This window comes from Legionella sp. PC997 (assembly GCF_014109825.1).
Lineage (GTDB): Bacteria > Pseudomonadota > Gammaproteobacteria > Legionellales > Legionellaceae > Legionella.
Map to the genome: position 1 here is coordinate 3,222,352 of NZ_CP059576.1, position 21,350 is coordinate 3,243,701.

Consider the following 21,350-nt stretch of genomic DNA (forward strand, 5'->3'; position numbering starts at 1 on the left):
CTTGATAAACTGTGCGAACTTTAACTAAAACGAAGCAAAATCTCAACTGTGGAGCACTAATGGCAATTTATAGCACCAATGAATTTAAAAATGGCTTGAAAGTAATGGTTGATGACGCCCCATGTACCATTCTCGACTGTGAATTTGTAAAACCAGGAAAAGGACAAGCTTTTACCCGCATTAAAATTCGTAACTTGAAAACAGGTCGAGTTGTAGAGCGCACATTTAAATCAAATGAATCATTACCTTCTGCTGACGTTGCCGATGTAGAAATGCAATATCTTTATAACGATGGTGAACAATGGCATTTCATGGTTCCTGATAATTTTGAACAATATGCTTTAAGTAAAGAAGTACTTGCTGATGCGGCACAATGGTTAAAAGAACAAGATATTTGTATCGTAACCCTTTGGAATAATGAACCCATACAAGTGACACCGCCTAATTTTGTAATTTTAGAAATTACCGAGACAGATCCTGGATTAAAAGGCGATACCTCTGGAGGTGGTGGAAAGCCCGCCATTTTAGAAACCGGAGCGGTAGTGCGCGTTCCCTTATTTGTACAAACTGGAGAGTTAATTAAAGTAGATACTCGCAAAGGTGAGTACGTTTCTCGCGCCAAAGAATAATAAAAATGCACGCCGAAAATTCCAATTTCATTTATTAATTAAAGATTGTTGGAAATTCTTAGATCCTCGCACTTAACTACGAGGATCTATCTCAACCAGATAAAATCATTAATTAATAAACCTGATAGCTATTGTACATACCCCAATACCCCACATCACCTAAATCGTTATACCCATAATAATATGCATCGCTATCATTATAATAATCTATATCCCAATATGGGCTCGTATGATAACCGGCCGAATAAGTGTAAGCTGGAGTCGTGTAAGCTGGGGTATAATAAGTTTTAGTATAAGATGGAGTATAAACACGCTGCGTAACACACCCTGTGACTAAAAATGTCATTCCTGATACCATTAACGCAAGTATTAATTTATTCATGATCTCTTCCTCAATAGTGAACCCTAAGAGACATAACTAAAAATTTACCAAGGGTTCCAATCATGCCATCGATACCAATAGGCAATAATTGGTTGCTTTGGGTAAATTATTGTTAACTGCAGCATCTGTCCTTCAGTGCTGGATTCTCAAGCACAGAGGGTAGAGCCGCAAAAGCAAGCAGAGCAGTTAAGAAAAGGGGGGTACTTAAGACTACGGAAATCATTAGTATTTTCATAATAGCCTCCTGGCCTTTATTGCAACTCTAATTTCTGTAGATTAAGTATACGATATGTATATAGTTTAATCAAAATGATTATTTTTAAATAATTTGCGGGGGGGGTTAGTGCTCAAAAAATACAGGCGACGACTTCCTGTATACTGAGCCTCTTACGTGGTTCACTATGGAGGTTTATGGAACGCTTTAGGCTTCCTACTGGGTACATAGGCTTGCACACCACGCTCCAACACAACCCCCTAATCTGGCACTATTAAATGGTTCAGCCAGGATTAGCCATCACCTATATATATAAATAATAGACCATTGAAGGTGGAGCCCGAGCAATTTTGCGCAAACTTTACTTATTTCTTATCTCTCGCTAAATGATTAGCTGATGCTTGTACTGTGGGCATAATCGTCATTTCTTCGATATCTACATGTTTTGGGCGAGTTATACAATAAACTATCGCATCTGCTATATCATCTGCTAATAAAGGCTGAAAATCTTGATAAAACTCTTTTGCCTTTTGTTTATCATTCCATCGGACCTCACTAAACTCAGTTTCAACCGCACCCGGTGCAATTTCAGTAACTCGAACAGGTTTACCTAACATATCCAATCTCATTGATTTTGAAAGAGCATGGACCGCATGTTTCGTTGCACAATAAACATTGCCATTGGGATAACATTCGTGACCTGCCACAGAACTGATATTGACTACATGACCACGACCTCGCTCCAACATACCTGGTATCAAAGTACGACTGACATAGAGTAATCCTTTGATATTTGTATCAATCATGATATCCCAATGTTCTTCAATTCCCTTTTGCAAAGGCAAACTATCTAAAGCCAATCCCGCATTGTTAATTAATACATCCACGGATTGCCATTGGCCAGGTAAGGAACCTAGTTGCTTTTTAACTTGTTCAGGATCACATACATCTAAAGGTAAAACGTAATGCTCCTCTCCATAAAGTTGAGTCAACTCTTTGGCTAAGGCTTCAAGTCGTTCGACTCGGCGAGCACACAGTATTAATCGAGCTCCTTGCTGTGCGCACAAACGAGCACAAGCCTGACCAATTCCACTGGAAGCTCCTGTCACTAAAATAATTTTATTGGTTAAATTGTTCATCTCATGCCTCATCGCTACATGGTTAATGCGAGGAGGATAAGTTTGAGTGATACTTAGCTTTTTTGCAATAATTGCATCACTTCATCGTCGGTTGTTTGTGAAAAATCACTGTACCACAAGCCTACAGCATAAAAATTAACCGGGCGCATGGGACAAATAATTTCGTCAACTAGAGGAGCGATTTCATCACAGGTCGAGCGGGCGGCCACCGGAACTGAGACTATAATTTTAGCTGGATTTTTCTGTTTTAATGCAGCAATTGCCGCTCGCATAGTATAACCTGTCGCGATACCGTCATCTACCAGGATTACTGTTTTTCCTTCTAAGTTAGGGAATGGTTTTTTTCCTCGATAAACCAACTCACGCCGTAATAATTCGTCTTGTTCCGATTTTTGAATTGTATTAATCGCCTCTTTCGATATGAGCATGGCATTGACTATCTCATCGTTCAAAACAGTTATTCCGCCCGACGCAATGGCTCCCATAGCTAATTCTGCATGTCCAGGAACGCCAAGCTTACGAACAATGAAAATATCAAATGGAAGCGAAAGTTTATTCGCAATTTCATAGGCAACAGGGACACCCCCTCGTGGTAACGCCAATATGAGTACATCTGTTCGTTTCGCGTACTTCTTTAGTAAATCAGCTAGAACGCGCCCTGCATGAAAGCGATCCTGATAATTCATTGCCCTAATCTCCAAACGTTCCATCAATTTGAAGTCTAGCCCATACTTCGTAATGTAACAAAGTAGATTAGGGGCCTCATTTCAACTAAAACTTCTATTGGTTATCGAAAGTGTATTTAGTGCATTGTGCTATATTTTAACAATCAGCTGTTTTCAAGGAGGAAGCGATGAATGTAACGGAAAAGATCATCAAAGCACATCTTCTAGAAGGCAAAATGGAGCCTGGTAAAGAAATTGCCTTAAAAATGGATCAAACTTTGTGTCAAGATGCTACAGGAACACTAGTCATGCTTGAATTGGAAGCCATTGGACTTGAACGTACCCACGCTGAAATATCAGTTCAATACGTAGATCACAATTTAATTCAAGAAGACAATAAAAATCCTGACGATCATCTTTTTCTTGCAAGCGCAGCCAGAAGATTTGGGTTTTACTTTAGCCGTCCCGGAAATGGAATTAGTCATGCCGTACACATGCAAAATTTTGGAAAGCCGGGTAAAACACTCACCGGTTCAGACAGTCACACCTGTGCTGCAGGTTCTATGGGAATGGTTGCAATTGGTTCAGGTGGGTTGGAAGTCGCACTCGCCATTGCCGGTTATCCCCTGTATATCAAAATGCCTAAGGTTATGGGTATTCATTTAACAGGTGCCTTACCCCCCTGGGTTAGTGCAAAAGATGTCATTTTAGAAATGCTCCGTCGTTATAATGTTAAAGGGGGAGTTGGGTACATATTGGAATATTATGGAGAAGGATTAAAACATTTAAGTGCCATGGATCGACATGTAATTGCTAATATGGGTGCCGAGTTAGGAGCCACGACTACCGTTTTTCCATCAGACGAGATCACTAAGGAATTCTTAGAAAGTCAAGGTCGTAAAAACGACTGGATAGAACTAATCGCAGATCCCAAGGCTTCCTATGATGAACATACAGAAATCAATTTATCGAAATTAATCCCCCTCATCGCAAAACCAACCAGCCCAGGTAATGTAGTACCCGTCGCTGAAATAGCAGGGGAAGAGGTCTATCAAACCTATATTGGTTCTTCTGCCAATCCTGGATATCGAGATTTTGCAATTGCAGCTGAAATCGTCAAAGGCCGGACAATCCATCCAAATGTATCTTTTGATATCAATCCAAGTTCGCGAACAATTTTAGAGGAATTGGTCCGAGATGGATATTTAGGAACTCTTATTCATTCTGGAGCCCGCATCCATCAGGCAGGCTGCAATGGGTGTATTGGGATGGGACAAGCTCCTGCAACCGAAAAAAATAGCTTACGAACGGTACCGCGAAATTTTCCGGGCCGTTCGGGAACAGAAGAAGATAAAGTATTCCTTTGTAGCCCTGAAACTGCCGCTGCTTCCGCTTTGACAGGAGTAATTACCGATCCAACTACTTTGGACATACCTTACCCAGAAATAAAAATCCCTCAGAAAAGAATATTAAATCCAGCATGTTTCGAAGCCCCCTTGCCTTTAGAGGAGGCAAAAAAAGTAGAGCTCGTGAAAGGTCCAAATATAGTAACGTTGCCAGAGTTAGCACCCTTGCCAAATTCATTTAGAATACCCGTACTTCTTAAGGCAGGAGATAATATTTCTACGGACGAAATCTCTCCTGCAGGAGCAAAATTTCTTCCTTTCAGAAGTAATATTCCTAAAATAAGTGAATTTATCTTTATTCGGGTCGACCCAACTTATGCAAAACGTACTCGCAAACATCAAGATGGGCATGTAATTATAGGAGGAGACAATTACGGTCAAGGCTCAAGCCGTGAACATGCGGCTTTAGCTCCTCGCTATTTAGGTTTGCAAGTCGTCATTGCAAAAAGTTTTGCTCGCATCCATTGGCAAAATCTGATTAATTTTGGCATTCTACCTTTGGTTTTTAAAAATCCTAACGATTATGATGAAATCCATTTAGAAGATATTGTTGCGATCAATAACTTACCCCATATCTTAGACAAAACATTATTCACAATAACCGTTAATGATAGAGAAATAGAAGTAATACAAACTCTGTCCAAACGTCAAATCGAACTGCTTATTGAGGGTGGATTAATTAATTGGGTGAGAAAGGATCTAAAGAGTAGAGTATAGATTAATACTTTTTAAATGTATTGAGTAATGACTGGATTCCTGTCTACGTTCAGAACGACAGGAATCAGGGGCTATTAAAAATCAAAGTTAAGTTTCGGTCCTAAGGGTACAATTTGTGTTGGATTTATGTTCTTGTGACTAAAATAATAGTGTTGCTTGATATGTAAAAAGTTTACGGTGTCACGCACTCCAGGATGATTGTAGAGTCTTTCTAAATAGGGCTGTATCCCTTGATAATCACTAATTCGCTGCTGATTGGTCTTGAAATGACTGTAATACACTGCATCAAAACGAATTAAGGTGGTAAAAAAGCGCCAATCAGCCTCAGTTACCTGTGCACCCAGTAAGTATTTTTGGTGACGTAGTCGTTCATCCAGTTCATCCAGTAAAAGAAATAATTGGATGTATGCCTCTTCATAGGCCTTTTGAGTTGTTGCAAATCCACAACGATAAACTCCATTGTTAATGGCATGATAAATTCGGTCATTCAATGCATCTATTTCCGTTCGGAGTGATTCTGGGTAAAAGTCCTGATTATCACCTGTTAAATGGTTAAACTCTTGATTGAATTGACGAATAATTTCTGCTGATTCATTACTAACGATAGTTTGTTCCTTTTTATCCCATAAAACAGGAACAGTAACTCGGCCAGTGTAATTTTGGTTTGCTTTCACATAAAGTTCATATAAATAGTTCAATCCATAAAGAGTATCTCCAGTAGCTCCCATTTCTTGTTTAAACGTCCATCCCTTTTCAAGCATGTGCGGATGCACTATGGAAACATCAATATAATCTTCAAGTTTTTTGAGTTTTCTGAAAATTAAAGTCCGGTGCGCCCATGGACAAGCAAGCGATACATATAAATGATAACGGTTTTTTTCAGCTGGAAAGCGAGAATTGGGCTCATTACTTATCCCCGAATGAAATTGGCTCGGTTCTCGTTTGAATGCCCCTCCTGTTTTAGACGTATCGTACCAGACATCATGCCACTGACCATCAACGAGAAGTCCCATGATTTTCCTTATAAGTCCTCAAAAGTATCTGTAAACAATTTATATCAGATAATCCCTATACTTCACAAACTATAGATGGTCTAAAAACAGCAATAAAGAGTGGCGGGTAGGAAGTTGAATAATCAATTTCGTTCAACGGTCATAAAAAAAGAATAGCACAGAAGGATTCATTCTTATCCAGCAGGAAACTCCTATGTTCTCATGCTATGATGCTTGACTCAAAAAATTTTTTTGATCCATTAATGAATAAACAAATAATATGCATTGGCGGTATAACCATTGATCGCAAATTAACATCCACACATCAACTGCAATTAGGGACATCCAATCCCGTTTCATCCATTTCAAGCTTTGGTGGTGTTGCTCATAATGTGCAAAAAATCTTTCATTATTGACTAATAATGTTCATATCTACGGCGTGGTAGGCCAAGATAATGATGGACTACAAGCCATTGCCCATTTAAAAAGTATGGGCGTGGGAATCCAAAATATTCTTACTATTCATAATAAACCTACAGCTCACTATGATGTTATTCTCGATAAAGAAGGAGAATTAGTTCTTGCTTTAGCCGACATGGAAATTTTTGATCATGTTCCCTTCGAGCAATTTACGTCTTCTTGGTGTGAATGGAATAATGAAGAGATTGTATTTCTGGATACTAATTTACCTCATGTTATTATTGAATATGCCATTCAAATAGCGCGCACCCAAAATATTAAACTATGCATTGATCCGGTTTCTGTGAGCAAAGCCCGAAAATTACCGCCTTTATTAGAGAATATTTTTCTGTTGAAACCGGACCGTTTTGAGGCAGAAGCTTTAACACAAACTCATATTCATTCAGTATCTGACTGCATCAAAGCAGGCCAGATATTGTTGGATAAAGGCGTTAGGAATTGCATTATCAGTTTGGGAAAATCAGGTTATGTGATTGTTAATGAAACCGTTAAAAAACATGTGCCAGCATTTTTTATTGATCCAATAGTCGATGTCAGTGGAGCAGGAGATGCTTTCATTGCAGGAATTCTTTATGAATTAAAAAAGAACACACCCATAATTGACGCCTGTCACACAGGGGCGGCAATGGCTGCTTTAACCGTGCAATCATGTCACACCGTCAATGAACAAATTAATTTTGAAGCATTAAAAAATATTCAACTAAACCATTCAGTACGAGAAATTCATCATGAACCAATTTTTTGATTACTCCCCCGAAGTAAAAGTAGCGCTTGAGCATAACAAACCGATACTGGCATTAGAATCCACAATTATTTCTCATGGCATGCCTTATCCTGATAATTATGAAACCGCACTAGCAGTGGAGCAAATTGTACGGGAACTGGATGTGACACCCGCAACCATTGCTGTGATTGATGGAACAATTAAAATTGGTTTAACAACAAATGAATTGCAGCAATTTGCAAACAATAAAGAGGCTTTGAAAGCAAGCCGACGCGATTTACCCTATATGTTAGCCAATCGGCACTCTGCAGGAACTACAGTCGCTGCAACCCTATTTTGTGCTGCTAAAGCAGGTCTTAAATTATTCGCTACTGGAGGAATTGGCGGGGTTCATCGAGGCGATGCACAAGATATTTCAGCAGATCTTATTGAATTATCCAGAACTCCCATTGCGGTAATTTGTGCAGGAGCCAAAGCCATACTCGACCTGCCGCGTACCTTAGAATTTTTAGAAATGATGAGTGTGCCTGTAGTAGGTTATCGCACGCAAGTACTGCCCGCGTTTTATACCGATGCAACCCATCATCCGTTATCAACCTGGGTTGAGGATGTATCAACCCTTGCAGATATATTAACAGCACATTGGGGTTTGGGCATGACATCAGGTGTCTTGGTCACCAACCCGATTCCTGCAGAATTTAATATTCCAGTTCAGATCATCGAACCTGTTATTATGAATGCCATACAAAAAGCGGAACAAAATAATATCACAGGAAAGGAATTAACTCCCTTTCTCTTAGCCGAAGTTGCCCAACTCACCCAAGGAAAAAGTTTGCTGGCCAACATTGCTTTAATTAAAAACAATGCACGCCTAGGGGCTGAACTAGCACGTATTATTTATTCCTGACTGTAACATAAGAATTGTAGCCTGGAGCACGACTTCAGGTTACTCGTTTAATTCATAGTACCTTTTACCATACATGCGCCAATGGTATAGCTAGTACTCTCTTTAGCCACTAGAAATCCTGTCTCGGATGAATAATTCATAGCTAGGGGATTACAAATCATGGCCCGGATTAATCTAGGCCCCATTCCAGGCATACCGGCATGCATAACTTTTTTATTATCAATAAGCAATACATCCCCTTTTTTCCACAAACAAGATGAATAATAACTTCGCATGAGTTGAGCGAGTTCTTTTATCTCTTTGTCGTTAAAACAACTCCCCACTTTTACTGTTTTCGCTGATAACCTTTTATTTTTTCTACTCGCTTTAGAATTGGATAGTTTTGTGCGTACAATTTTATATGCATTTTGAGGTGAATTAAAAAAAGAAATACACACCATAGCGAGAAATTCTACTAAATTGAACATTGAGGTAGGTAAGCGCCAAAAAAATCGATGCCAAAACCAAATCTTCCCTTTATAGTCGTTCATAAAACACTTTCTCAGTTCATAATTAAGTGTAGGCAGCTCAAACATATTGATTTGCAGGGCTTTTTCTTGAGTAAGAGGATGTTCCCAAACACTGGGCTTATACATCAATACAAACTGATTTTCTCCATCGCCTTCAATTGGAAAATTGAATTTCTGGCATACTTTTTTTACCGCATCCTGAGAAATTTGATATCGTTCTGCAATTTCGGCAACTGACCATTTACAAACAAAAAAAGAATTATTTTCTAATTTTTGTTTTAGCTCATCTTGCAGATGGCTGTAAATTTTTTGCGTATTAATTAAACCGGTCTCACCCCCTAACTCTGAGGGTTGGAAACAACAAAAACAAAGATAACTAGGAACATCAGCAGAATAATAATTTTCCGAATGGAAGCCCCCTAGATAGAGTGTTCCGCCCGTTTTATAGACGGAATTAGTATGTAGCACAAATTGCAGATTATCCACGCGATCGCGACCATTTTCAGACATAAATGCTTCACTAATACCGCGAAATTCTGGGATACTCAAAACAATCCTCTCGAACTCCTCATCAGTATTGATAGCAAAACCTCTTAAAAGAACTGCTCCATACTGAGCCATATCTGCAATAATTTGTTGCGAGTTAGATTTAAGGAACTGTTGCAAAAACTTTAGATCTGTTGCATCAGTTGCCTCAATAACCAGTGGCATTTCATGTTCTTCGGATAATATGAGTCGCTCCTCTTGACGCAGAAATCGCGTCACCACTCCTTGGTATTTCGTGTACATATCCTTAAAACGTCCTTATAAAATCACCCATAAAAACTATAACAAAAAAAATGCACGAAGATAAACCATCTTATTTAATTCATACGAAATCATTTGTTCGAATAAAAATTAGTAAGCGCCTAATGGATACTCCCGCATTGCAAGAAAAATAAATACTATGTTTGGGTAGGTGTGGAGATTTTTATTGCCAATTTAAACTCTTGGTCTTCATAAAAAGCGGGCCAAGCTTGGATAAATTGCATCAAGTTTTTATTTGGGACAAGAGTCTTACCTCTAATGTTCTCCTGTGTCATTGGATCAGGGATTGGAAGTGTATTACTCACTGTTGGCAACCCAACTTGTTTCTTTTTTATCCATAGCTCAATGGATTTTTTCTCATAAGAATGTCCACTAGGACTCAACACAGGTTCGGTCATTGTTTCAGAAAATATAGGATCATTAATATCTTCATCAATTTTTTGTAATTTGCTCCAATACTCTTCTGGCATTAAAGTAGTTGCTGAAATGTAGTTGATAATGTTCTTTAGCTTAATATTGGGATAAAAATCTGCTCCTTCTTGCAGATAAGGATATTTTTCCAATAAATAGCTGCGCTCATAGCTAATTCCATCATCAACGCGTGTCACTGGATCTTTCATTACCTTCATCTGCCCTGTTTTTAATACTGAAATTGGACAACAAAGGGCCATGCTGATCCCTTCGGGCAAAAAAACTTCTGTTGATTGCACGGTGACTTTGGGTGACAAATCGATAATGTAAGTTGAATAACCTGTTAATTTTGATTGCTGTCCTGCCTTCGGGTTAATCCTATTTTCTATATAATATCCATTCTCGGCTAGAATTTTTAATAACCCCGGAAGATGAGGCTTGGCCTTATCGGCCGTCATATCGATAAACCCCCCCACTGAATCCACTACTGCAAGAAAGATATCACTGCCAGGAATTGAATTATTTAAAATCCATCCGTGATAATTCGATAACATGTAACGCTGAGGCCCATTGAGTACCCATTGGGTTAACTCTTTATCCCAGCTAACCGATTGAACTGTAAGTAAGCCAGCCACTCGGCTATCGCGGATTAACCAGAGCTTTTCGCTACTGTGTTGTAACTTAGCAATCTTTGAACAACCATCAGGCTGAATAAGTAACTGCTCCAGTTTAGTAAAGAGCATTCTGTCCGTTTCATCGGGTTCCATTTTACCGTAGATAAAAATATCCGCATCATTAATTTCTTCTATCTTAAGCTCCATTTTTTCTCCTTGTTATTCAGTTATAATGAGATAAAGGATAAATGTATCCTCGAATCAAAAACACGCTTTTAGCGCAATAGCACAGCTTTTGATCAAAATTAAAAATTTAATAAGATAGACAAATAAAAATGGAAACTCATTCTCTGTCGTAAAGATAAAAGTGCTACTTATATTAACCCAGTTATTCCCCTAAATTACTTAGGGGAATTACATACAATCTACTTGTTTGAAAAAGTACTAGGTACTTGCGAAACAGACGCCTCTTCCTTCTCTGATGAATGATTCTTCTCTTGCCACCAGTAGTGGAGTTTTTGACAACCGTGAAGGGCAGCTTTATATAAATCGGGAAGTATAGATACAATAGCATCAAGAAAATCAGTAAAGCCACCTTTGTTGTAACCGTAAATGCAACGGCTAAATTCCGCACCTTTTTTACTGAGTGCAATCGTATCGTCTGTTTTAGAAAAGAATTGATTAGGATTGAAGCCTAATTTAAATCTTTTTTCATACTCATTTAATTCTTCAGCAAATTTACCCTCAATATCATCCGCAATGAGATGTTTTACTTGTTTTTCCGTAAGAACAGGATAAAGCACAGCCATCATATCACGTATCGATTCGTGGGTAGTCAAAAGACTGATACTGCTATTGCGTGTTTCCTCACCTTCACCCAGACTCCAATTGCATACACCTACTAAAAGAGCCAATGATTCTTGATATTCTTTATATGCAATAGCACGTTGTTGAATAAAATAAGCGGTAGCCCCCCAACCTATCCAACCTAAAAGGCCAACCACAGGCAGAAACGATAATGCAGTTGCAGCTACCCCAAAAACCACACTGCCTATGATTTTTTGATCGATATTCTTGAGTTGCGTGGATTTTTCTCTCACCAGCGCAGTACATCTCTTTAAAAATTCAACATGTTCACTATTTTTTATTCCGAAGTGTTGTCCTTCATTAATCGCAACACCGAGTTGGTTGCCATCAGCAGCATAAACTCCTTTTGCAATAGTAAAATAATTTTGGGACTGCGATTGAAGTTTACTGAGATCACTGCTGATCCCTAATTCCGTCATGGAGGTATATTCAAGTTTGTCTTTTAGTCCTAGGAGCGCAAATACTGATGACATTTTGTTCTACTCATAAATAAAAAAGGCATTCTAAATTTAATTTAGAACAATGACAATGAGTAAATGTACAAAATAAGACTTAAGTGCATAACTACTTGATTTATTATTTTTTATTGGGGAAGAGATCAATTTTCTTTCTAAAATTTTGACGAAATAGTCATCATTTGTTTAACAACAAGAAGACAATTTACACTTAGTTTTTTTTCGCAATTAATTGTTTAATATCAAGAGCTATTTCACGGATTGTTTTTTCTTTATGGATGTCATTACGAATATCAAGATCAAACTCATCCTCTAGATCGAAGAATAAATTAACTAAATCCAGAGAGCGAGGAACAATTTGGTAAATCGATTGATCCAAATCAATATCTTCAGGTGGGATCTCTTGAGTTCTTGCAATTAAATTGATAACACGATGTTCTACTGTTTGCGCCATAAAAAATCCTTCTTTTATTCACTAATATATAATGTTCCTTCTATTTGAGTATACAGTCAGCTCTGGTTCAACTCCATTAATATTTATTATAAAGTCTCAACCCATATATCTTGGTAGTCTTAGTCATTTAAAAACCGAATTTCTTAAAGCACTGAGTCCCTAATGATTTCATCGCACTACATTGAATTATTGTTTTTGTCGCGGCGGCGTCGTTGGCAATTTGAATGACAAAGGACTTACCATTAGAACAAGCAATATTCCAATAGGCCGCATCATTCAGATCCACACCCTGATAAAAAGCTTCGGTAGGAATACATGGCTCGCCTGCTGAGTTGATAATCCCACTTAGAATTTGTGCTTTCTGCTCTGAGGTTCTGCTTAATAAAATATTATTAGCAATGTTGGCATAATCGCAAGAAGAAACTACCAAGAGGAGCATCATCATAGACTTACTCATAAATGCATCCTTAAAGTTGAATTGCAGCGCTTTAGCAAGATTTATGTCTATATGATGTTATTGTAGAATATGTAATGGATTTCTCCATTTAATTCATAAATTGCTCATCAAATGGAAGAATTAACTAAGGTGTTCAGGAGAAAAAGCATCGCAACATTTTTTCTCCTGCAATCTGTGAATTCTAGCGTTCATCACAGACGGTGTAATATCCATGGCGAAAAGGATTACTGCGGGATCTAAACTTATAATCACGACAGCGTTGTCCATGATCATCGGTATACCGTTTATCTAATCGAAATGAAAAATCACCAAAATTCATATCTTGTTGCCATTCTCGTTCTTGCCTTACCCTGTCTTCCTCATCCATTTGTTTTAAAAATTTACTAAGCTTACTGGTATGTCCAACTGAAACAATAGAAGTAATGATTAGAAGTAAGATTATTTTTTTCATAACTAGGTCCAAAGGAATACAAACAGCTCGTTATTAAACCACAATTTATCTCAATAAACAAAAACTTATAAGGGCAAAGAAAGACGTTGTATACTATAAGGAACTAAAGAGCACTGAAAAATAAGGACTTTTAGATGCGAGCCCGGCCTTTTAAAATAACAATAATTTTTATTTTACTGAGTATGCTCCTTTATCTTTTGTTACTCTCTGTTATTCAATATCCTTTGACCACCTTATTTAAAACAATTCCCATTGCCATACTGATGGTATTTGTTGTTCAAACCAACCCTCCGAGACACCTCAAAATTTTATTACTTTGTGCCTTAGGCTTTTCCTTAATTGGAGATGTATTTCTAACTCTTCCTACGAAGGTTGCATTGCAACTAGGAATCTTGATGTTTATGGGTGCACATTGCATGTACATTAGTATCTTTTTAATCAACATGCGATTTCAAAGAAAAAATTTGCTTTTCTTTTTACCCGTTTTAGTCTTTGTCCTAATAAGCTTTTACTTTTTATCCCCCTATTTAGGCGACTTAAAAAAACCAGTAGCCATTTATCTATGCCTGTTGACCTTCATGGTATTTTGCTCTTTTCAAGTGAAACAACCATCACTGTTGATACAGACAGGAGCTTGTCTTTTCTTATTGTCTGATTTTGTTTTGTCATTAAACTTATTTGTTCTATCGGATAACAAACTCACAACGATTTTGATTATGCTTCTCTATTATGCCGCCCAGTTTTTATTAGTAATAGGCATCACCAAGAGTTCAGAGTTAGTGGTTTTCGAGTTACGTGATATGGTACGCAGTTTAAAAAGGACCTAGCTCAAGAGAAACATTAACCCCGTAAAGGGTTCTTCAACGGTATCATCGTTGATATCTCCATATAAAGATTTGTTTTAATGTAGATCGGTGCTGAATGCCGCGAACCGGTCCCGGGACCTAGCGAGGGATAAATTGTTACATTCCCTAAAGGCTAAGTAACAAAATCATCCCAAGGCCAATACACTACTCAGTAATTACCCTATTTTTTTATAAGAGTCGTGGCCAATAAAACGAGCCCCAGGTCCTTCGTGAATTATGTCGGTAGCTTGTTTGCTGAGTATGGATAGGGTGTCAATGGCTTGCTGGTTTTTATCAAAATGGCCACTAACACTCAATATTGAGTCACACATCGGATAAACCACACTGAAGGATATAGCATTACCAACCATATAGCCGATAATAGGTCTTTTTTGATTAATTGCTTGTGGGCATGTTTTAGAAGCAACTGCTGTGGTGAAATAACCTTCAATTTTATGATCTGCTAAGATATTAAGTTCTAAAATTGATCCTCGTTCATTCTTATAAGCAATTGTTTTTTGCTCTGCATAAACAGACTGGGTCAATAAAGAAGACACAGCGATTGTTAGACTACAAAAAAATTTATAATTCATCAGATACTCCTTTATGATTTTGACTACTTAGTGACTTAATTCTGGGTTGGGGTGTAACATGTTACTATGCCTAGGTCAATAGCTGCCGATCGTGGAATAAAGTCGGGAATCTGTCTCTAAATTGAGGCCTTCCTTAAAAGATCAACTCTTTTTGACACATGGAATTCTTGAGCTTAATATACATAAATTAAATACCCCAAGATTGCATAGCTGCTAAAATTTGAGCAGTTCGTAATAAAGCTCAGGATGGGTTTGGAATGCAGAAACTGTTGCTCGTTGTTTTGACTCTCTTATTGCTCACAGCCTGTGAAAAAGAAAATAAGATATTTAGTGGATATATTGATACCGACCTGGTTTATTTGTCGGCTGATTTTGGCGGCCGGCTGAGTGATTTAGCTGTATCAAGAGGACAGTTAGTCAAAACGAATCAATTTTTATTTAAGCTTGAGCAAACCAGCGAATTGTATAATGTCAAAATGAGTAAATTAACTAACAAAGATTTACTTGCTCAACGTCAACAAATTGTGACCCAACTCAATTACAATGAGATTAACTACCGTCGTACTTTGGAGATGCGCAAGCAAAATGCAGCAAGTCAAAATGATCTTGATGCAGCCAAAAGAGATCTAAACATTTCAAAAGAGCAACTTAATGATATTGATTTTAGAATCAAAAACAATCAAGTTGATACCGCCGATAAAAAATGGCAGATGACCCGCAAGGAAAACTTTGCACCTGATTCAGGAATTGTGTTTGATACATATTATACCCAAGGTGAGTTTGTCCAAGCAGGTGCGCCTGTGCTTTCCTTGATTATCAAAAATAATATTAAGGCTATATTTTTTGTTCCTGAAGAACGACTTGCTGAATTACGTCTTAATGAGCACGTTAAGATTAAGACTGACCACAATGAACATTTTGCGGAAGGACATATTTTCTTTATTTCAAATATTGCTGAATACACTCCCCCTATTATTTATTCCCGTGAGGAACGTCAACGTCTTGTGTTCCGAATCGAAGCAAAAATTGATAGCCCTGATCTTGAAAAAATTCATCTCGGGCAACCTGTTACCTTGGAATTAGCTTGATGAGTGATTTTGTAATCGATGTAAAACAATTAACAAAAAAATTCGATAAGAAAATCGCGGTCGATCATATTAATCTACAAGTAGAAAGAGGTTCCATATTTGGTTTTCTTGGCTCAAATGGTAGTGGCAAGACGACGACTATTCGAATGATCTGTGGTCTTTTAACACCTACCGATGGAGAAGGATGTTGTCTTGGATATGATATTAAAACTCAAAGCGATGAAATAAAAAAGCGTACCGGCTATATGCCTCAAAAATTCAGCTTTTATACAGGATTAACTGTTCATGAAAACCTTCGCTTTATTGCAGATATTTTTGAAATAAAAAATTCGGCTCAGACCATAGAAGAAATGATCCGCGAACTCGGGCTCGAAGACTATCAAAACGTAAAAGCAGGTAATTTATCGGGAGGATGGAAACAGCGCTTAGCCTTAGCATGCAGTTTATTGCATAAACCTCAATTATTATTCTTGGATGAACCGACAGCCGGTGTCGATCCCAAAGCGCGTAAAGAATTTTGGGATTATTTACATAAAATTTCCTCGCGAGATAACACCACTATTTTGGTAACGACCCATTATATGGATGAAGCGGAAAAGTGCACCGATCTGGCCTATATTAATTTAGGAAAATTATTATATACCGGCCGGACCAAAGATTTAATTCCACAATCAAAAGTCAAAACCTATGTCGTAGAAGTAAATCGGAAAGAACAAAATAAAGTAATGGAGCAATTACTTGCTTCGCAGCCAAAACTATTAGCATCCATTGTAAATAATGAATTGCGAATTTCATCACGAGATCATAACTTATTAGACCAGGCCATTCAGGAAAACAATCATCTTTCATTTAAAGAGATCACACCATCTTTTGAAGAGGTTTTTATCGGATTAATGCGATGAACTATAAGGGTATATTACAAGGAATATCTCTAAAACGCCTCGGGGGTTTAATACGTAAAGAATTTATTCTTGTCATTCGCGATCGGGGCACCATTGCGATGCTCGTTATTTTACCGATTATGCTGTTAATTCTTTTTGGATTTGCAATTCAATTCGATCCAAAGCATTTACCCACTACCATCATCAGCTATGATAATACCCCGTTAACGAGAAGCTATGTCAGCGCACTTGAGGCTTCAGGCTATTTTAAAGTAAAGAATGAACTATTAAATGAAGACAAGAAGAATCAAGATTTCGCGAATGGAAAAATAAGCCTCGCTTTTACTATCCCTCCCAATTTTACTCGGAAGTACATTCGCAAAGAAAATCCCCAATTATTGGTTGAAATCGATGGGAGCGATCCTGGAAGCAGCGCCAGTGCTCTTAGTAATGCGCTTCCCATATTGAATCAAACTCTAAATAGGTTCAATCAACAAGGTTTAGGCTCACCCTCTCCAAGTCATTTGGATAGAAGCGTCAACCTCACCATTCACCGGCTTTATAACGAATCAAACACCAGTTCTTATAATATTGTTCCTGGTTTAATTGGTGTGTTGCTTACCCTCACCATGGTAATGCTAACTTCAACCGCTATTACCTCAGAAAAAGAATCCGGCACGATGGAAATGCTCTTAAGTACTCCATTAAAACCTTTGGAGATCATTCTGGGTAAGGTTATTCCTTATATTGTTTTAGGATATTTACAACTCACTAGTATTCTCATTTTTGGTAAGTTATTAATTCATATTCCTACGGAAGGCAGCATTCTTTTGCTGTATATTGCTGTGGCGCCATTTATTATCGCCAGTTTAATGGTAGGAATGATATTTTCTACTCTCGCACACATGCCGATGCAAGCAATGCAACTGAGTGTCTTTTATCAATTACCCTCAATGTTTTTATCCGGTTATATTTTCTCGTTCTATGGTATGCCTACGTGGGCACAACTTATTGGATATTGTCTTCCCATGACCTACTTTGTCCGAATCACGCGTGGGATTTTACTAAAAGGCAATACACTCGTGCAAATTATCCCTAATATTTTACCTATTTTATTGATCGCTTTTATTCTGATTCTTTTAACAGGAAAAATATTTAGAACGAAGCTCGATTAATAAATTTATTGAATTGGCCAAATTATGAAACTAAAAATTATCTTGCTCAATCTATTTGCCCTGTTACTTGGAGGATGTTGTAAAAACTGCATTCTTCATGAAAAGGTAAGTTATCCTGAAAGTACCCGAAGTGGAATCAAATATCTCAATAACCACGCCGATTTAAGTCATTTCGCATGGTGGAAAAAACTGCACGATCCAGAGCTTAATCAGCTTATGGCCCAAGCCCTAGCCTGTAATGATTCGATTAGAAGTTCTTATGCGACAATTGAACAAGCAAAAGCACAACTTAAAGCGGCTCAATATGCCTGGATCCCAACTCTTGATGCCAGCGCTACCGGTTTTACTGGGGGAACGTGGAATACCCATATTACTCCCAGAGGCCAATTGGCAAATAATCCTTTTTTTGGAAACCTTTCCAGCCTGAGGTTTAGGGGATACAACGCCGGGTTTGTTCCAGGATACACTTTAAATATCTTAAATAATATCAGCAACATTAAATCAGCAAAAGCTTCCCTTGCAATGGAAGAAGCCCAATCCCAGTCAATAAAATTAGGTATCATGAGCCAAATGAGCGGGGCATACTTTATGCTCTTGAGTCAACGAGAACAATTGGCAGTAGAGATCCGTCTGAGTACAGACTTAAAAAAACTACGTCAACTCGAACAAATACGATTCAAAAAAGGCGCCAGTACTATCGAGACAATTACTAATTTAGATCAACAAATTGCCCAAGAAGAAGCAAATATTCCCCAAATTGAAAATATCGTGGCACAAAGTGAGAATACGATTCGCCTCTTATTGAATCAAAACCCCGGTCCTATTGCTACTCATCGTAGTTTATTTTCTTTAAATGTTAATCAATTGATTCCTAAATCTTTACCCTCAGCAGTTTTAAAAAATCGTCCTGACATTATGATCGCCTTAAATAACTTAAAAATAGCACAAGCGCAAATTGGAGTGGCATATTCTGCATTTTTCCCAACCATTGCGCTCACAAGTTTAATTGGCGGAGCATCAGTTGATTTAACCCATCTTTTAAAATTGAGTACGAACATTTGGATTGCTGAAGCGGTGGCATCAACAAAAATTTTCAATGCCAGTTCCTATCAAAATATCAAATCAGCCAAAGCTGGATTCAAAGCCATTTATTATGATTACCTAGGAACCCTTCATTCAGCATTCGCAGATGTAGATGATGCGCTTACCAATCAGCAAAAGAACAATTTATCATACCTACAAACCTACAAAGGATATTTAGCAGCTAAACAATCATTTGCTATTGCACAAGCCCAATATAAATCTGGAGCAAGGGATTATCGCAATGTAATTAATGCAAGAATAAATCTTGACCGCAGTAAATTAACTTTAATTCAAGAAAAAGCTCAATTACTCGATAGTATCGTACAAGTATATAACGCTGTTGCGGGCGGATATGATGCGGGGTAATTTATTAAATAAGTTTTTCTGATTCAATCGATTGGAACCTCGGGAACTACATTGGTTTGAATCCCCAGGTTCCATTTCGTCCTTTTAATTCATGCTTTCTCATCCAGTGCTTTCTCAACAACTTTGATAAATCTTCCTGATTCTGGAGAAGTAGTTGAATAGAAATAATCAATAAGTTCTCCGTTACGGTTAATGAGATATTTATGAAAATTCCATTTTGGTGCGGTACCAAACCCTAATTTCTGTCGAGCCCAAAGATAAAAAGGATGCGCATCTTTTCCTGAAACTACTTCCTTGGCGGCCATCGGAAAAGTTACACCATAATTAACTTGGCAAAAACTAGCAATTTCTTCCTCAGTCCCCGGCTCTTGGCCACCAAAATCGTTTGAAGGAATTCCGAGTATAACTAAGCCTTTATCCTTATAGGTTTCATACAGTTTTTCTAAACGTGCGTATTGTGGGGTAAAACCACATTTTGAGGCGGTATTTACTACAATCACCACCTTTCCTTTAAAAGAAGACAAAGGTAGTGTTTCATGTCCGCGTAATGTATGGAATGAATAATCATACGCATTATCATGATGTTGGGTATCCGCTGCTGATAAATTAGAAGTCATTGTAAACCATCCTAGTAGTATAAATGAGAGAAAATACATGATTATCCCGGTTATTATTGAAATTCAGGCTGAATCAGTTTTGGGACTAAAATCAATAATATACTATTGACCTTGTAAAGCAAGAATGGAAAAATCCGCAACTGTTTTTTCCTTAGATACACTAAGGACTATATGTTTGCAATCTAGCCCAAAGGAATAAGAGGTACGTTGTATGTTGTTTTACCCTAAACTCCATGAAGAGTTTTTTTCTGTAGCACCTGATTTCTCCAATTGTTTTCATTTAATTAATAAAGTTCATCACGAAGAATGTACTTATTTCATTGAGTCTTTATCTACTTTGGAAAAATTACTTGAAGAAAAGCGTTCAAAAAAGGAAGATCCTACTCTCCGTTTTTTAGTTGATATGGAAGGACGTGTATGGTTCGCCAGGGAAACCAGACCCAATATAAATGCTCCTAAACATTTTCAAATGACTGGGAAACCCCAGAATAAAGCAAAATGCCAAACAGCTGGTAATATAAAATTTACCAACACCAAATGCACTACTTTAAAAAATATTAACCATCGAAGTGGTGACTTTCACCCCTCTTTTTATTCATTACGCATCTTTTTAGCTATTCTCATTTTGAATGAGGATGCGTTACCGTTTAAGTTACCCAGAATACTTGTTGTCAAAGAATTGGATAGGCATGGTGAGGTCATTTATAAGCACAGATGGCCTCTGTCAAAGATTAAAAAATGGGTGGAAACTTTTAATGATAAAACATTGATAATGCAATTAAAAAAACAGGGCGCCCAAACCAAACAAGTGCATTACAAAGCAACCAATGAGTTTTGTTATGAACTTTAAATAGGTTATTTAGGCTTGTGTTTTCAACTGCTTACAAATTTTTTCTTGCACTTCATGCATCTCGGCTTCGTCCTTATAATGAGTTCGCGGCCAGAAAAAACCTTTAAGTCCATCGTGTTTATTTCTGGGAACAATATGTATATGGAGATGGGGTATGCTTTGGCTGATTGTATTATTCATTGCAATGAAACTTCCTGCCGCATCCATTGCTTTCTCAACCGCAGTCCCCAGTTTTTGCGTGAGTAAAAAAAGAGGAGCGATCATAGGCTCAGGAACCTCATACATTGTTTTAATATGCATTTTAGGAGCTAACAGAGTATGGCCTGGAAAAAGAGGTCGAGAGTCCAAAAAGGCTATAAAATGCTTGTCTTCAAAAACAATAAACGATTTTTCTTTTTTTGCCACGATTAGATCAATAACACATTCACTTGTCATTTCATATCCTATTTATATCTTGGACAATGGATTAAAAAGCAACTCGATACGATGAAAACACTACTTGAAAAAACCATTATACTCCAGGAATAATGTCTATTTTAGATAAAAAATCCTCCTCGGTATTCGTTTTTTCT

The 21,350-nt window shown here is 37.6% G+C and carries 25 protein-coding genes; 11 read left to right on the forward strand and 14 right to left on the reverse strand.

The window, feature by feature from the left end:
• Positions 1–59: 59 nt before the first annotated feature.
• Positions 60–629 (forward strand): elongation factor P, encoded by a 570-nt coding sequence (efp, locus tag HBNCFIEN_RS14115; protein WP_182391687.1) that lies wholly within the window; start codon positions 60–62, stop codon positions 627–629.
• A gap of 112 nt (positions 630–741) precedes the next feature.
• Here efp and HBNCFIEN_RS14120 read toward each other — a convergent pair whose 3' ends face one another.
• From HBNCFIEN_RS14120 to HBNCFIEN_RS14130, 4 genes are all read right to left on the reverse strand, one after another.
• Positions 742–1,011: a hypothetical protein gene (locus tag HBNCFIEN_RS14120; protein WP_182391688.1), complete on the reverse strand. Its 270-nt coding sequence runs from the start codon at positions 1,009–1,011 to the stop codon at positions 742–744.
• A 112-nt stretch (positions 1,012–1,123) separates the two neighbouring features.
• Positions 1,124–1,246 carry a hypothetical protein gene (locus tag HBNCFIEN_RS17750; protein ID WP_255464229.1) on the reverse strand — a complete coding sequence of 41 codons (123 nt, stop codon included), beginning with the start codon at positions 1,244–1,246 and terminating at the stop codon, positions 1,124–1,126.
• Between the two features lie 344 nt (positions 1,247–1,590).
• Positions 1,591–2,364, reverse strand: coding sequence for an SDR family NAD(P)-dependent oxidoreductase (locus HBNCFIEN_RS14125; RefSeq protein ID WP_182391689.1), 774 nt, complete (start codon positions 2,362–2,364; stop codon positions 1,591–1,593).
• Between the two features lie 53 nt (positions 2,365–2,417).
• Positions 2,418–3,050 (reverse strand): phosphoribosyltransferase, encoded by a 633-nt coding sequence (locus HBNCFIEN_RS14130; RefSeq protein WP_182391690.1) that lies wholly within the window; start codon positions 3,048–3,050, stop codon positions 2,418–2,420.
• A gap of 167 nt (positions 3,051–3,217) precedes the next feature.
• Here HBNCFIEN_RS14130 and HBNCFIEN_RS14135 point away from each other — a divergent pair, with 167 nt between their 5' ends.
• Positions 3,218–5,152 carry an aconitate hydratase gene (locus HBNCFIEN_RS14135; RefSeq protein WP_182391691.1) on the forward strand — a complete coding sequence of 645 codons (1,935 nt, stop codon included), beginning with the start codon at positions 3,218–3,220 and terminating at the stop codon, positions 5,150–5,152.
• Between the two features lie 74 nt (positions 5,153–5,226).
• On the opposite strand, the gene HBNCFIEN_RS14140 is transcribed toward HBNCFIEN_RS14135, so the two are convergent.
• The gene (locus HBNCFIEN_RS14140; RefSeq protein ID WP_182391692.1) at positions 5,227–6,165 is read right to left on the reverse strand and encodes a glutathione S-transferase family protein; all 939 of its coding nucleotides are present in this window, start codon (positions 6,163–6,165) and stop codon (positions 5,227–5,229) included.
• A gap of 242 nt (positions 6,166–6,407) precedes the next feature.
• Here HBNCFIEN_RS14140 and HBNCFIEN_RS17755 point away from each other — a divergent pair, with 242 nt between their 5' ends.
• The 3 genes from HBNCFIEN_RS17755 to HBNCFIEN_RS14150 are packed head-to-tail and all read left to right on the forward strand — an operon-like array spanning position 6,408 to position 8,255.
• On the forward strand, positions 6,408–6,560 hold the full coding sequence (locus tag HBNCFIEN_RS17755; RefSeq protein WP_255464230.1) for a hypothetical protein: 153 nt from the start codon (positions 6,408–6,410) through the stop codon (positions 6,558–6,560).
• Positions 6,557–7,369, forward strand: a complete 813-nt coding sequence (locus tag HBNCFIEN_RS14145) for a PfkB family carbohydrate kinase (RefSeq protein ID WP_255464231.1) — start codon at positions 6,557–6,559, stop codon at positions 7,367–7,369. Before HBNCFIEN_RS17755 ends, HBNCFIEN_RS14145 begins: the two co-directional genes overlap by 4 nt.
• Positions 7,353–8,255, forward strand: a complete 903-nt coding sequence (locus HBNCFIEN_RS14150) for a pseudouridine-5'-phosphate glycosidase (protein WP_182391693.1) — start codon at positions 7,353–7,355, stop codon at positions 8,253–8,255. The genes HBNCFIEN_RS14145 and HBNCFIEN_RS14150 overlap by 17 nt, the downstream gene beginning before the upstream one ends.
• A 47-nt stretch (positions 8,256–8,302) precedes the next feature.
• On the opposite strand, the gene HBNCFIEN_RS14155 is transcribed toward HBNCFIEN_RS14150, so the two are convergent.
• From HBNCFIEN_RS14155 to HBNCFIEN_RS14180, 6 genes are all read right to left on the reverse strand, one after another.
• On the reverse strand, positions 8,303–9,553 hold the full coding sequence (locus HBNCFIEN_RS14155) for a TauD/TfdA family dioxygenase (protein WP_182391694.1): 1,251 nt from the start codon (positions 9,551–9,553) through the stop codon (positions 8,303–8,305).
• Between the two features lie 155 nt (positions 9,554–9,708).
• Complete coding sequence (locus HBNCFIEN_RS14160; protein ID WP_182391695.1) at positions 9,709–10,803, reverse strand: U-box domain-containing protein; 1,095 nt, start codon at positions 10,801–10,803, stop codon at positions 9,709–9,711.
• A gap of 218 nt (positions 10,804–11,021) precedes the next feature.
• Positions 11,022–11,936: a hypothetical protein gene (locus HBNCFIEN_RS14165; RefSeq protein WP_182391696.1), complete on the reverse strand. Its 915-nt coding sequence runs from the start codon at positions 11,934–11,936 to the stop codon at positions 11,022–11,024.
• A 193-nt stretch (positions 11,937–12,129) separates the two neighbouring features.
• Entirely contained in the window at positions 12,130–12,372 is a 243-nt protein-coding gene (locus HBNCFIEN_RS14170; protein ID WP_182391697.1) for an acyl carrier protein, read from the reverse strand.
• Between the two features lie 127 nt (positions 12,373–12,499).
• Positions 12,500–12,829 (reverse strand): hypothetical protein, encoded by a 330-nt coding sequence (locus HBNCFIEN_RS14175; protein WP_182391698.1) that lies wholly within the window; start codon positions 12,827–12,829, stop codon positions 12,500–12,502.
• A gap of 181 nt (positions 12,830–13,010) precedes the next feature.
• Entirely contained in the window at positions 13,011–13,280 is a 270-nt protein-coding gene (locus HBNCFIEN_RS14180) for a hypothetical protein (RefSeq protein ID WP_182391699.1), read from the reverse strand.
• 134 nt (positions 13,281–13,414) lie between these two features.
• Between HBNCFIEN_RS14180 and HBNCFIEN_RS14185 the strand changes: the two genes are divergently transcribed.
• Positions 13,415–14,107, forward strand: a complete 693-nt coding sequence (locus HBNCFIEN_RS14185) for a lysoplasmalogenase (RefSeq protein ID WP_182391700.1) — start codon at positions 13,415–13,417, stop codon at positions 14,105–14,107.
• 194 nt (positions 14,108–14,301) lie between these two features.
• Here the strand turns inward: HBNCFIEN_RS14185 and HBNCFIEN_RS14190 are convergent, their stop codons facing one another.
• Complete coding sequence (locus HBNCFIEN_RS14190) at positions 14,302–14,718, reverse strand: avidin/streptavidin family protein (protein ID WP_182391701.1); 417 nt, start codon at positions 14,716–14,718, stop codon at positions 14,302–14,304.
• A 257-nt stretch (positions 14,719–14,975) separates the two neighbouring features.
• On the opposite strand from HBNCFIEN_RS14190, the gene HBNCFIEN_RS14195 reads away from it, so the two are divergent.
• Genes HBNCFIEN_RS14195 through HBNCFIEN_RS14210 form a run of 4 tightly spaced genes read left to right on the forward strand, consistent with a single transcriptional unit; the run spans position 14,976 to position 19,311 of the window.
• The gene (locus HBNCFIEN_RS14195) at positions 14,976–15,806 is read left to right on the forward strand and encodes an HlyD family secretion protein (protein ID WP_182391702.1); all 831 of its coding nucleotides are present in this window, start codon (positions 14,976–14,978) and stop codon (positions 15,804–15,806) included.
• The gene (locus HBNCFIEN_RS14200; protein WP_182391703.1) at positions 15,806–16,708 is read left to right on the forward strand and encodes an ABC transporter ATP-binding protein; all 903 of its coding nucleotides are present in this window, start codon (positions 15,806–15,808) and stop codon (positions 16,706–16,708) included. The genes HBNCFIEN_RS14195 and HBNCFIEN_RS14200 overlap by 1 nt, the downstream gene beginning before the upstream one ends.
• The gene (locus HBNCFIEN_RS14205; RefSeq protein ID WP_182391704.1) at positions 16,705–17,862 is read left to right on the forward strand and encodes an ABC transporter permease; all 1,158 of its coding nucleotides are present in this window, start codon (positions 16,705–16,707) and stop codon (positions 17,860–17,862) included. The genes HBNCFIEN_RS14200 and HBNCFIEN_RS14205 overlap by 4 nt, the downstream gene beginning before the upstream one ends.
• A 24-nt stretch (positions 17,863–17,886) precedes the next feature.
• Positions 17,887–19,311, forward strand: a complete 1,425-nt coding sequence (locus HBNCFIEN_RS14210; protein WP_182391705.1) for a TolC family protein — start codon at positions 17,887–17,889, stop codon at positions 19,309–19,311.
• Between the two features lie 89 nt (positions 19,312–19,400).
• On the opposite strand, the gene HBNCFIEN_RS14215 is transcribed toward HBNCFIEN_RS14210, so the two are convergent.
• Positions 19,401–19,928 (reverse strand): glutathione peroxidase, encoded by a 528-nt coding sequence (locus tag HBNCFIEN_RS14215; protein WP_182391706.1) that lies wholly within the window; start codon positions 19,926–19,928, stop codon positions 19,401–19,403.
• Between the two features lie 211 nt (positions 19,929–20,139).
• Here HBNCFIEN_RS14215 and HBNCFIEN_RS14220 point away from each other — a divergent pair, with 211 nt between their 5' ends.
• Positions 20,140–20,778, forward strand: coding sequence for a hypothetical protein (locus HBNCFIEN_RS14220; protein WP_182391707.1), 639 nt, complete (start codon positions 20,140–20,142; stop codon positions 20,776–20,778).
• 9 nt (positions 20,779–20,787) lie between these two features.
• On the opposite strand, the gene HBNCFIEN_RS14225 is transcribed toward HBNCFIEN_RS14220, so the two are convergent.
• Positions 20,788–21,213 carry an HIT family protein gene (locus tag HBNCFIEN_RS14225; protein ID WP_182391708.1) on the reverse strand — a complete coding sequence of 142 codons (426 nt, stop codon included), beginning with the start codon at positions 21,211–21,213 and terminating at the stop codon, positions 20,788–20,790.
• Positions 21,214–21,350 lie beyond the last annotated feature (137 nt).